12 protein-coding genes and 1 pseudogene are annotated in these 11,420 nt (G+C 53.0%); 2 read left to right on the top strand and 11 right to left on the bottom strand.

All coding sequences use genetic code 11. The features are described from left to right. A pseudogene (locus tag AC1RVX_RS25530) lies at positions 1-216 on the top strand (winged helix-turn-helix transcriptional regulator); the annotation flags it as partial. A 173-nt stretch (positions 217-389) separates the two neighbouring features. Here the strand turns inward: AC1RVX_RS25530 and AC1RVX_RS25525 are convergent. The 11 genes from AC1RVX_RS25525 to AC1RVX_RS25475 form a co-directional block, all read right to left on the bottom strand. Then, positions 390-3,482, bottom strand: coding sequence for a sensor histidine kinase (locus AC1RVX_RS25525; RefSeq protein WP_493219388.1), 3,093 nt, complete (start codon positions 3,480-3,482; stop codon positions 390-392). Positions 3,483-3,603: 121 nt separating this feature from the next. After that, positions 3,604-4,263 (bottom strand): YoaK family protein, encoded by a 660-nt coding sequence (locus AC1RVX_RS25520; RefSeq protein ID WP_493219387.1) that lies wholly within the window; start codon positions 4,261-4,263, stop codon positions 3,604-3,606. Beyond that, entirely contained in the window at positions 4,260-4,676 is a 417-nt protein-coding gene (locus tag AC1RVX_RS25515; RefSeq protein WP_493219386.1) for a DoxX family protein, read from the bottom strand. Before AC1RVX_RS25515 ends, AC1RVX_RS25520 begins: the two co-directional genes overlap by 4 nt. A gap of 10 nt (positions 4,677-4,686) precedes the next feature. Beyond that, positions 4,687-4,839 carry a DUF1427 family protein gene (locus tag AC1RVX_RS25510; protein WP_493219385.1) on the bottom strand — a complete coding sequence of 51 codons (153 nt, stop codon included), beginning with the start codon at positions 4,837-4,839 and terminating at the stop codon, positions 4,687-4,689. 1 nt (position 4,840) lies between these two features. After that, the gene (locus tag AC1RVX_RS25505) at positions 4,841-5,068 is read right to left on the bottom strand and encodes a DUF1427 family protein (RefSeq protein WP_493219384.1); all 228 of its coding nucleotides are present in this window, start codon (positions 5,066-5,068) and stop codon (positions 4,841-4,843) included. A gap of 11 nt (positions 5,069-5,079) precedes the next feature. Continuing rightward, positions 5,080-6,942, bottom strand: a complete 1,863-nt coding sequence (locus tag AC1RVX_RS25500) for an amidohydrolase (protein ID WP_493219383.1) — start codon at positions 6,940-6,942, stop codon at positions 5,080-5,082. An 86-nt stretch (positions 6,943-7,028) separates the two neighbouring features. Then, positions 7,029-7,682 carry a hydrolase gene (locus tag AC1RVX_RS25495; protein ID WP_493219382.1) on the bottom strand — a complete coding sequence of 218 codons (654 nt, stop codon included), beginning with the start codon at positions 7,680-7,682 and terminating at the stop codon, positions 7,029-7,031. 156 nt (positions 7,683-7,838) lie between these two features. Then, complete coding sequence (locus tag AC1RVX_RS25490; RefSeq protein WP_493219381.1) at positions 7,839-8,039, bottom strand: catalase-related domain-containing protein; 201 nt, start codon at positions 8,037-8,039, stop codon at positions 7,839-7,841. A gap of 27 nt (positions 8,040-8,066) precedes the next feature. Next, on the bottom strand, positions 8,067-8,465 hold the full coding sequence (locus AC1RVX_RS25485) for a hypothetical protein (protein WP_493219380.1): 399 nt from the start codon (positions 8,463-8,465) through the stop codon (positions 8,067-8,069). Between the two features lie 30 nt (positions 8,466-8,495). Further along, positions 8,496-9,320 (bottom strand): alpha/beta fold hydrolase, encoded by an 825-nt coding sequence (locus tag AC1RVX_RS25480; RefSeq protein WP_493219394.1) that lies wholly within the window; start codon positions 9,318-9,320, stop codon positions 8,496-8,498. Positions 9,321-9,663: 343 nt separating this feature from the next. After that, on the bottom strand, positions 9,664-10,539 hold the full coding sequence (locus AC1RVX_RS25475; protein WP_493219379.1) for a sensor histidine kinase: 876 nt from the start codon (positions 10,537-10,539) through the stop codon (positions 9,664-9,666). A gap of 208 nt (positions 10,540-10,747) precedes the next feature. Here AC1RVX_RS25475 and AC1RVX_RS25470 point away from each other — a divergent pair, with 208 nt between their 5' ends. Next, positions 10,748-11,407 (top strand): response regulator, encoded by a 660-nt coding sequence (locus tag AC1RVX_RS25470; RefSeq protein WP_493219378.1) that lies wholly within the window; start codon positions 10,748-10,750, stop codon positions 11,405-11,407. Positions 11,408-11,420 lie beyond the last annotated feature (13 nt).

Here is an 11,420-nt window from a genome sequence, read left to right as displayed (position 1 = left end):
GTACCTCTGCTCGCACATATGGCTGCCTGGGGCCTTCGGCATACGCATCCGAGCAAGGAAGCGTCTTTGCGCGGGGAACTGCTGGAAAAGGGCGGCCCTTTACTTTGGAGTGCCGTTATGGATGAACTACGTTACCTGCATCTTGGTGCGCCGCGTCCGGCGCGCTCGGTATTGGACGAACTCCGCGCCGACGACGAAAAGGCAATCACAAATTAGTGCTAATCTTTGCGTCATGACATACATCATGTAGTGCACGAAAAGTACGATTACCCCTACTCGCATGCGAAACGAAGGCTTCTTGCAAAAGCCTTTCCTTCCCCCGTTGTTTCTGTAGTGGGGAGTCTAAGGTCTTATTGCCTGATCCAGGCAATCATGCAAATAGATGCATATTAACGTCGTGCTAAAAATTTTCTAACTATTTCGTTTAGCCTGGATCTGCCGCCAACTCCCTGCAAGCTGGAACCAGCGGTAGCAGGTTTAACAGCATAGGCGAGATTGGCTGGCAACCTGACCTGTATCTCGGTCCCGTGATCCGCCACTGATTTCATTTGAAAATGTGCGCCCATGGCTTCGGCACGCTCTTTCATGCCCACCAGACCCCAGTGCCCTTCTCGCTGCCCCTTTGTTGCGATTTCCGCTGGGAGGCCTTGCCCATTATCAGCGATACGCAAAGTAAAAAAATCCTTGTCATATCCCAGTTCCAGAACGACCTTGCTGGCATTTGAATGTCGTGCGGCATTTAACAGAGCCTCGCGACCAATAGCATGTATTTCATTGCGCACAGGCACGCACAGCAACCGTGGCGTACCGTGTAAAATCAGCTCAAATCTTTCATTTAGCAAGATGCTCCCGTATTGCTGCAATTCCAGTTCCAGATATTCTGGTACCGAGGCATTGCGCAGATCCATGATGTGTTCGCGTCCTTCCACCATCAATTGGTCTGCCAAATCCAGGGTTTGCTCCAGCTTGGCGCGTTCCTCGGAATTGCTTGGAAGCCGTCTTGCCTGCTGATCAAAATACATGATGAGCCCTTGGACACTTTGCAACAGGGTGTCGTGCAGGCCACGGGCGATGCGGGCACGTTCTGCCAGTCTTTCATGCATGATATCTTGCATGTACGCAGTCAGGTAACGTATGCGCAACAGGTAAAGACCATATAGCAATGCAGTTGCCACAGCCAGCAGGAAGACGATGAAACCAGGTGTTTCTACAAAGCTTGGTGGGATGCTGATTTGCATGGCAGCACCTTGCTCATTCCATACCCCGTCTTCATTGGCGGCCTTGACCAGAAAGCGATAATTGCCGGGTGGCAGGTTGGTATAGAAAGCTTCGCGCCGTCCGTGGGGGTTTTGCCAGTCCTTGTCGTAGCCTTGCAACTGGTAACGAAAATCCAGTCGCTCAGGCATACTCAGACTGAGGGCGGTAAAGTTAATCTGGATATCGCGGTTACCCTGCGGTAGTTGCAGGGATGACTGTGCCATATACTCTTTGCCGCCGACATGGATGGCGGTAATTTGTATGGGTGGTGGCAGCAGATTACGGGCAATGTTTTGTGGGTCTATGCTGGCAACTTCGCCGGAGGTGGAAAACCAGAGCCTGCCATCCGTACCAGTGATCAATGACGGCAAGGGACGTAGTTGGGATGGACTGCCGAGCAAGCCATCGAGCGCATTGTAGGGTTCGTAATTCACTATGTGTGCAGGCTCGCGCAATAGCTGTTTCACTTCGCTGGCGGGGATATGGGTAATTCCGTCTGCACCATGCAGCCACAGGTCACCAGCCGCAGTGCGGACTATGCCTGAGATGCCCAAAGCTTGCCGACCACTGATTTTAACTGACACAAAGTGCTTGTCATCCCGTTTGCTGTCGTACAGGGCCAGGCCAGTTTCACCGCCTGCCCAGATGTGTTCGCCATCAGCGCACAGAGCCAGCACATTACCCAGTGCCAAGCCCTGGGCCTCGCCAAACATGTGTACGCGCTCGCCATCGATAAGGGCGATGCGGTTATACAAATAGCCCGCCCAAATGCGGCCAGATTGCCCCTTGATCAAACTCATCGGTGCCTCATCGGGTAAACCACTCAAGCCGCCTTGCAACTGCCATTTGCCATTATCAATGCGAAACAAGCCCATACGCGCCACCGACGCCCATATTTGCTGCGAGTTGACAACAACCATGGCCTGAGCCTGGTTGCCGGAGACAGCTGACGGCATCGGCAAAGCGGTATATACACCTGCGACACCTGCGACACCTGCGGCATCACGCCGCCATAGGGCGACATCATTACCCAGCCAGACAGTGCCATCGTCAGCACGATAGCTCAGGCTGAAATGCCCAGACAACTCGTGCTGGTATTCGCCGTTGGCCTTGAAGCGGCGTACCGGGCCAGCAAAATCGGCAGTCATGATTTCGCCATTGCCTGCGCTGACTATGGCTGGATGGTCAAACGGCAGCGCCACAGGCAATATCTGCAAACGGTTGCGACGCAGGCGGTCAAGGCCATGCGACGTGCCTATCCAGATATTAGCTTCCCTGTCCTGAAAAAAAGTCTGCGGTAAGGGGCCACTCATACCGCCCTCCTGTGTCAAGAGCTGCTCTGGTCCGCTTTTCCCCGTCCAGGGTGCACGGCGACGTTCCAGCGCATGGGTACGCAAGATCCACATGACGCCTTCACGGTCAAAGAACATGCCATTGCCTTCAATCTCAGACTTGGGCGTGGGATTGCCAGCCGGAACGGTGGTGCTCATACGATAGAATTTATATGCACCGTCAGACGCCCAGAGAGTGCCATCGGGGCTCTCAGCCATGGCCATCAGGTCCAGCCTGGGCCAGGCCTGGATATAGCGGGTTTCGCCTGGACGACGAAAGTAAACCCCGCCCTGAACAGACACCCATTGCACACCGCCCTTGTCAAACAATATTTGCCTTGCCATGATTTGCGGCAAACCACTCTCAGTACCGATACGATTGAAACGTCGCGCCCCAGGTGCGAGTGCAGCAAGGCCTTCACGAGTCGCAGCCCAGATCGTACCGTCTGGCCCCATGCTTATGCTCATCACCGTGCCGCCTGGCAGTCCATCAGCTTCGGTATAAGTATGCACAGTATTATTCTTGAAAACACTGATACCGCCAAAGCGATAGCCTACCCACAGGCTGCCATCAGGTGCGCCCAGCAAACCCAGTACGTTGCTGGAACGCAGAGGCTGGCCCTGGACTTTGCCCATACGTTCAAAACGCTGTCCGTCAAAGCGAAACAGTCCTGTAGATGTGGCTATCCACAACCAGCCATCCGTAGTTTGGGTAAACTTGAGTACATCAATGGGCGCACCATTCAAGCCATTCCAGGCAGTGTGGGTATAGTCGGACAGCAGACGACTTGGCTGCACTGCGGCTACAGCGCTGCCAGGCAGGACACATAAGAAGCTCAACAACAGCACCGCCATGCTGGTTTTCAGAGAGATCTGCAATTTGGCAAATAGCACGTGGATAATCCTGGGCAATGAACAGCCTACAGTCTAACCAAATTTGCAAAAGGACAAATGGCGTATTAGGTTTTACCTTCATTGATGCTGCAAGGGTAATGACTCAACGCAGCACATCAACTCATTCAGAAAAAACCAGTAATACGCCACACAAAATCAGCACCGGCAAAGTCAGTGCAAAAAAGCCTGCATACAAATACGCAAATGCCCCCATCACTGCGCCCACACCAAAGGCCAGCACAGGCCACAAGAATTTCCACAACCTGGCCGTGGTACCGGTTACTGCACTGCCCCTGAGGATGTCCACCAAGTCGATGACGATCTGGGTCACATTACCCGTCATGACCGTAGTGGGTGCCAGCTCCGTCCATACCAGCCGGCTGGCGGCGTTTTGTACGCCCATGGCAGCTGCACCGGCAATGCCTGCCAGCAGGGGCAAGACGGCATCTGTGTATTGCAGAGGTGTGGACAGCCAGCCCAGCAGCATGAAGACCAGCAAGAACAACAACTGCATGCCAGTCAGTGCCCGTGCCGCAGATTTGCCGCTGGCTTCAAGTTTGACGGCGACCATGCGTGCCAGTGCCACCGCCAGGATAAACGCAGGAAAGGCCAGGAACTTGATCAGCACGCCATGACTGGGGTGTGCCAGTTCGCTGCCGATGAGTACAAAGTTGCCCGTCACATGGGCAGTAAATAAGCCAAACAGGGCAACAAAACCCACCGTATCGACGTAGCCTGCGGTGAAGCCCAGGGCAACACCCAGTGTATGTTTGCTTGTCATACGACTTTGCTACGGCTCAGTGAATACGCACCTGGCCCGGCAAGGGCGATGGTGCAAAAGATAATCAGCAGCAGCCAGCCAAACTGGCCTTCGGCGATGCTCCAGTCCGGGTGTACCACCAGCATGGATACCAGCAACAAAAAGATGATGGGCAGGCAAGCCAGACGCGTCAGAAAGCCAGCCGCGATCAGTAACGGACAAGCTATCTCTGCCATCAGGGCCAGGCCCAGCGTCAGATTACGCCCCAGATGCAGCGGGTCATCTATGTGCGCCAGCTCATTGTTGTAATGCACGAGCTTGGGCAAGCCATGCACATAAATCAGCATGAAGGCCCCAGATAACCTGAGGAATAGCAAACCCAACTCTGGCAGGGATTTGCCAGATAAACGCTGCAAAAGATTCATCATGCTCATGGACTGTCTTTCAGGCAAATTGTGCGGCAGCAACGTAACCAACTGTCATGGCCACCACCAGCAAAGCGCCAATGGGAGTGGGTGGTGCTGGTGAAGGGATATCCAGCCAGCGGCATAAGCCACCTATGGCCAGACCCAATAATGCCCCTATGACGATACCCATATCAAGTTCCATCCTTATGATCTAATGCATGGCCACCACATAGCGCCTTGTGTTGCGCTTCTCGCGCCAGCGTGTAGCGATCTACCAGCCAATAGCCAACACTCATGGCAAACACCAGAAAAGCCCCGCTCAATACCGGCGGGGACGGCACGGGGATATGCAGTAATTGACAGCCAACACCTGTGACAAAAGAGATCAATAGCCCCAGCAATATTTTTGAGTAACGCATACAGCACCCCTTTAAAAAGCAAAACAGCTACAACCCAGCGCACCCCAGAATCCAGAAAAATCTGCGACGGGCACATTGGCACCACGGGCCAGGTCGTGCCTGTGGGCATGCACACCGCAAGCCCCCTTACACTGGTGTGGCAATGCGTTTTTTTGCACCCCGGTAACTGCACGACAATGTGCACGATAATGACCACTGACCTTGCTCACAGGTGACCAGTCCGGCAACACTGGTATGGCAGAGGGTGACAAGGGGCCGAATTCTGCTGCGCCATAAACGATCCTGCCATCGACAACGGTAAGTACCGATTCTATATTCTTGATGTCATCTTCAACTACACTGAAATAATCGGCAGAAAGCACGGCCAGATCAGCCAGTTGCCCTTCCTTGATCTGTCCTTTCTTCCCTTGTTCATTGGAAAACCAGCTACTGCCCAGCGTCCATAATTCCAACGCAGCATCGCGCGACAATTGCGCGTTTGCACTGGCCAGGCGCATACCGCCAACGGTGCGGCCCGATACCAGCCAGTACAGCGCAGTCCAGGGGTTGTAGCTGGCCACACGGGTGGCGTCAGTACCTGCGCCGACAGGCACGCCCATTTCCAGCATTTTGGCGACAGGCGGTGTGGCACGGGCAGCTTCGGCACCATAGCGTTCAACAAAATATTCACCCTGGAAAGCCATCCTGTGTTGGATGGCAATGCCGCCGCCAAGCGCGCTGACGCGTTCTATATTGCGTTCAGAAATTGTCTCTGCATGATCAAACATCCAGTGCAAGCCATTGAAGGGGATGTCGCGGTTGACTTTTTCAAACACATCCAGCATGCGGCTGATTGACTCATCATAGGTAGCATGCAGGCGGAAGGGCCAGCGCTGGCTGACCAGATGGCGCACGACTTTTTCGAGTTCATCTTCCATACCTGCGGCCAGGTCTGGCCGGGGTTCCAGAAAGTCTTCAAAATCAGCCGCCGAGAATACCAACATTTCACCCGCGCCATTGTGGCGGTAGAAATCGCTGCCGTCACCGGGCTTGACCATGTCTGTCCAGCGCTGAAAATCCTGCAATTCCTGACCCTTGTTCTGGGTGAACAGGTTGTAGGCAATGCGTACCGTCAATTGTTGCTCTTTGGCGAGCTGATCAATGATGGCATAGTCTTCTGGATAATTCTGGAAACCGCCACCGGCATCTATCGCGCTGGTCAAACCGAGGCGGTTCAGCTCACGCATGAACTGGCGAGTGGAATTGACTTGCAAGTCCAGCGGCAGCTTGGGGCCTTTTGCCAGTGTGGCATACAATATCATCGCATTCGGCTTGGCGATGAGCATGCCAGTAGGGTTGCCTGCGGCATCGCGCTGGATTTCACCACCGGGTGGATTGGGTGTATCTTTGGTATAGCCCACTGCGCGCAACGCGGCACGGTTGAGCAATGCCCTGTCATACAGATGCAGAATAAAAACCGGTGTATCTGGTGCGACGGCATTAATTTCATCCAGCGTGGGCATGCGTTTTTCTGCGAACTGAAATTCAGTCCAGCCACCCACTACCCGCACCCATTGTGGCTGCGGCGTGCGCAACGCCTGTTCTTTCAACATCCTCAACGCATCGGCCAGCGAGGGCACGCCCTCCCAACGCAATTCCAGGTTGTAGTTGAGGCCACCACGGATCAGGTGAATGTGGGAATCATTCAAGCCGGGGATGACGCAGCGCTTTTGCAGGTCGATGACTTTGGTGCTGTCACTTTTGAAGCGCATGACGCTTTCCGACTCCCCGACGACCAGGAACTTGCCATCCTTGATGGCCACTGCAGAAGCAAGTGGCTGGCTACGGTCTACCGTGTGGAATTGGCCATTGTGGAATATCAGGTCTGCGTCCATAAAACACCCTTTCAGGAATTCAATCATTGGTCCAGCAACTGATCCGGCAATTGAACTATTACCGGATCAGATAGTGCTACAACGAACTAGTGCCCTTCACTGGCATTGAACATGCTTTTCGCATAGATCAGCCCCAGGCCATAACCACCACCGTGGGTAATTGCTGTTGCCACCGTTTGATTGTAGGTCTCGCCACGCGCCCAGTCACGCTGTAATTCAAGCAGGTATTGCAGCGATGTCATCGGGCGAGCACCCATTTGTATCATGCGCTCCATAGCACGCTGATGGGCTTCGTCGGAAACGTCTCCGCAGGCATCAGCGATGACGTACACTTCAAAGCCTTGTTCCAGTGCGGAAACTGCCGGGCCAACGATGCACACCGACGTCCATAAGCCTGCCAGCACGATTCTGCCCTTACCTTTGGCGTTGACGAGTTCGGCAATGCGACCATCTTCCCAGGTATTCATACTGGTGCGGTCAACGATTTTCTGGTCAGGGAAAACCGCTTTGATTTCCTCAAAAATGGGGCCAGAAAAAGATTTTTCGGCAACCGTGGTCAGGATGGTGGCTACCTGGAATTCCTTGGCCGCCTTGGCTACCATGGCCGCATTGTTGCGCAATGATACCGGATCGATGGACTTGGTGGCGAACGCCATCTGTGGCTGATGATCAATCATGATCAGGGTATGGTTAGTCGGATTGAGCAAGGCTTTACCGGGTTCGGCTTTAGCGATAGGCATGATATTTTCCTTATGTCGAATAAGTGAGTAAATAAGGTGTTGCATGAGAACTGCTCTACTTCGTGCACCTGCTTAGCTGGCCAGGGCCGCCAGTGCTGCGGTAACACCAGCACCGTAAGCCGGATCGGCCGAGCTGCAACTACTGATACGGCGTTGCTATATTTCCGGTTCTGCACTATCAAGGAAACATGCCGTGTTTTCAAACAAGAGTTGCTGCTTGTCTGCACTTAACTGGCGAAACAGATTGCCGGGCTGGCTGTAGTGATCTTCATCGATATGATGGTCCCTGTGGTCTGTAGTCCGGGGGTTCTGGTTGTCAGTCACCGGTGCACAGGCTGCTGTCGTTAGTTTATTCATTGTCTGTCTACCCTGTTATTGAGCATTTCATTTGTCTGCATCATCTGTTGTATGGTCGCGCAGGATGATCAGACGTCGGCCAAAAAATTTGGCGTCAAGGGAATATGCACCCGGCCCCAGCAGCATCAATGCCAGCGCATTGGCGATAGCCAGGCCGAACATAGGCAGCATGGCTTGCATCAGCGCCCAATGACTCAACAGACATAGCAACGCTGTCACCACACAAAGCAAGGCAAGCAACGGGGTCAATATGCCAATACAAAGCAACACTGCCAGGCCCTCTGTCAGCATCTCCATCCACCAATCCATTACTGGCCTGGTGCAACAAGTACTGAAAGCAGGAAGCTGCAAGGCCACGACTATCCTCAGTATCAGCAAGCCAGCCCCCGCCTTGCCAGCCGGGAACATGGGGTAGAGTCTTTGCATAGCCGCAATCCCTGACGAGAGGGCCTGTGTTTAACCTTTGATAAAGTGCAGCATGTCTTTATTGAATTGATCCTTATGGGTGTCTGTCAAGCCATGCGGCGCACCTGGGTACACCAATAATGTAGAGTTCTTGACCAGTTTGGCAGAAGCACGCCCGGCGGCATCGATAGGCACGATCTGATCATCATCGCCATGTACGATCAATGTAGGGATATCGAATTTTTTGAGGTCGTCCCTGAAGTCAGTTTCCGAGAATGCCTTGATGGAATCATAGGTATTCTTGTGTCCGGCCTGCATGCCTTGCGACCACCAGGAATTCACCAGCCCCTGCGATATTTTTGCGCCAGGACGATTGAAGCCATAGAAAGGCCCGCCCGCCACATCCAGATACAGTTGTGCACGGTTGGTTAATGAACCTGCACGCAAGCCATCAAATACCGACATCGGCAAACCACCAGGGTTGGTATCTGTCTTGAGCATCAACGGCGGCACGGCAGAAATCAGTCCAGCCTTGGCCAGACGCTTGGTACCATGGCGGCCAATGTAGCGCGCCACTTCACCACCACCGGTAGAGAAGCCGAACAGGACGACGTTTTTCAGGTCAAGCAACTCGATCAACTGTGCCAGGTCATCGGCATAATGATCCATGTCATTGCCATCCCAAGGCTGGCTGGAGCGGCCATGGCCACGGCGGTCATGGGCGATGCAGCGGAAACCTTGCGAAGCCAGGAAAATCATTTGCGATTCCCAGCTATCAGAATTGAGTGGCCAGCCATGGCAAAAGACGACGGGCTGACCTGAACCCCAGTCCTTGTAATAAATATCAGTACCATCTTTGGTTTTGAAGTAAGCCATTTTTTTCTCTCCATGAAAGTGAGCTTGCGTAATTGCCTGGTCTGTCGTTACTGCTGGTAATGCCATAGTGCCAAAAGGCAGCGTGACAGCACCTACAGCGACGACACCGCCAAGCAAGACCTTGCGCCGCTGATGATCTACTGCCATACCGTGATCTTTTGTTTCCATGAACTTCTCCAATTGCATCAAAAAAAGGGGGGCACCAGTCGCTGTACTGAGAAAATCGGAGATAGCGAATGACATGTCACAGAGTGTAGGGTTCATGCAATAAATACACATCGCCATAAAGCGGGGTAGGTGACTAATCATTTCGGGTAGTTTTTTGACGCTGTCATTGACTGCACTAAGGCAGATATAACAACTGCAGTAACCGGCAGACCTGGAAGAAGCAGGAAACTGCAAGCTGGTCAGACTGGGGTTCGCTATTCAGGCGCAGGAACAATTCCGTACCCATTTCTGGAGCGCTCCAAAGTTCCAATCTGGCTGGCAGGGTAATTGCCTGCAACAACATTTGCTGCAGGCCAGGATAGCCATGCTCGCTGACAGCATCGATATCGGGTGCCCAAAACCCCTTTCCATCGTCACGAATGCATATGCTGAGCGTGTCCCAGGTGTAGCAAATATCCACTTCCACCCTCCGGGAGTTTGCATGTAAGGCAGCATTAATCATCGCAGCGTGCACCAGTTGGTAGAACACTTTGTGGGTTGCCTTGGCAGCAGGTTTGCCACGACCGCTGATACGCATGCAAAACGAAACGTGACTACTGTCAGTCAGGTTTAGTGCCAGCTCAACCAGACTTAACTCCAGATCCGACAAGGTCGGACTTTGTGCATCTTTCATGGCCTGCCGCCCTTGCGCCAGCAATTTGTCTGCCTGGTCAAGCAAGGTTTCGATCTGCGCCCGCCCCTGCCACTCGTCAGGCAGCTGGCTGGCAGTGGCCTGCAGACTCAACATCAAGCCTTGCACACCCTGTATCAAGTTGTCGTGAGCTCCGAGTGTGGCACCAGCTTTTGCTATGCCGGGACTCAAAGCGTTAGCACGCCACATGCTGACCTGACACAAAAAGTAGATGCATGCACTCAACATCAGCAAAGCGATGGCTGAGTGCCATGGCAACATAGCATTGTAGTAATGCGGTGCATTAAACATGCTAAAAACCGGATGTTCTGCAATCAACATCGCGTCCTGATTTTGTGTGAGGGAAATGAGCAATGTCATGCCTGCAGCGCCAATAGGCAATCCCCATTAAGGGTAATTGACAGCGCCCGATAGGGAGTCACGGTATCTGGCCGATCGGTTTCCTGGGTCAGGCAATACCACTTTTGACAAACGATGTTATATTGCAGTTTTTTACAATTACCGTGAGAACAAGGATTTCCCGCTAGTGGAACACCCTGTCCCCAGGTCCATTTTGCAAACACGAATCATGGAACATTGCGAATCGACCGCAGCAGCTATCAGCATCTTGTCTGTGGATGATCATCCGCTATTTCGCCAGGGTATAGCCAGCGTCATAGAAAGTCAGCCAGATATGCGGCTGGTGGGTGAAGCGACTAACGGTAGCGAGGCTCTGGCTAATTACCGCGCGTTGCGCCCCGATGTCACTCTCATGGATATTCAGATGCCGGACATGAATGGCATTGATGCGACCATTGCGATACGACAAGAATTTCCAAAAGCCAGAATTATCGTGCTGACCACCTATGAAGGTGATGTACGTGCATTGCGTGCCGTCAAAGCGGGGGCATCCGGTTACTTACTCAAGAGCATGTTGCGCAAGGACTTGCTGGACTCTATACGTCAGGTTCACAGTGGCCGCCGATGCATCCCGCCGGATATCGCCATGGAATTAATATCGCCAGCAGCGGGTGATGCCTTAAGCAAACGCGAAATTGAAGTTTTGAAGCTTCTTTCTGATGGAAAAACAAATAAGCGCATCGCCCTTTGTCTGGCAATTTCTGAGGATACGGTCAAAGCGCATGTCAAGAACATACTCGCAAAACTAATGGCTAATGACCGCACCCACGCTGCTGTTTTAGCTCTGCAACGTGGCATTATTGATTTAAACAGTCCAACTTCGGTTTAAATTGTTGTAGCTC

It is taken from the genome of Undibacterium sp. GW821-FHT11B02 (genome assembly GCF_058808955.1).
Note: the sequence above shows the minus strand (reverse complement) of the source record. Positions and strands in the feature narration are given on the sequence as shown.

What these genes read in the sequence shown, in the direction of transcription:
- AC1RVX_RS25490 (WP_493219381.1), bottom strand. Translation starts at nt 8,039, where the DNA reads ATGAATAAACTAACGACAGCAGCCTGTGCACCGGTGACTGACAACCAG.
- AC1RVX_RS25520 (WP_493219387.1), bottom strand. Translation starts at nt 4,263, where the DNA reads ATGACAAGCAAACATACACTGGGTGTTGCCCTGGGCTTCACCGCAGGC.
- AC1RVX_RS25495 (WP_493219382.1), bottom strand. Translation starts at nt 7,682, where the DNA reads ATGCCTATCGCTAAAGCCGAACCCGGTAAAGCCTTGCTCAATCCGACT.
- AC1RVX_RS25500 (WP_493219383.1), bottom strand. Translation starts at nt 6,942, where the DNA reads ATGGACGCAGACCTGATATTCCACAATGGCCAATTCCACACGGTAGAC.
- AC1RVX_RS25505 (WP_493219384.1), bottom strand. Translation starts at nt 5,068, where the DNA reads ATGCGTTACTCAAAAATATTGCTGGGGCTATTGATCTCTTTTGTCACA.
- AC1RVX_RS25475 (WP_493219379.1), bottom strand. Translation starts at nt 10,539, where the DNA reads ATGACATTGCTCATTTCCCTCACACAAAATCAGGACGCGATGTTGATT.
- AC1RVX_RS25515 (WP_493219386.1), bottom strand. Translation starts at nt 4,676, where the DNA reads ATGAGCATGATGAATCTTTTGCAGCGTTTATCTGGCAAATCCCTGCCA.
- AC1RVX_RS25485 (WP_493219380.1), bottom strand. Translation starts at nt 8,465, where the DNA reads ATGCAAAGACTCTACCCCATGTTCCCGGCTGGCAAGGCGGGGGCTGGC.
- AC1RVX_RS25470 (WP_493219378.1), top strand. Translation starts at nt 10,748, where the DNA reads ATGGAACATTGCGAATCGACCGCAGCAGCTATCAGCATCTTGTCTGTG.
- AC1RVX_RS25510 (WP_493219385.1), bottom strand. Translation starts at nt 4,839, where the DNA reads ATGGGTATCGTCATAGGGGCATTATTGGGTCTGGCCATAGGTGGCTTA.
- AC1RVX_RS25480 (WP_493219394.1), bottom strand. Translation starts at nt 9,320, where the DNA reads ATGGCTTACTTCAAAACCAAAGATGGTACTGATATTTATTACAAGGAC.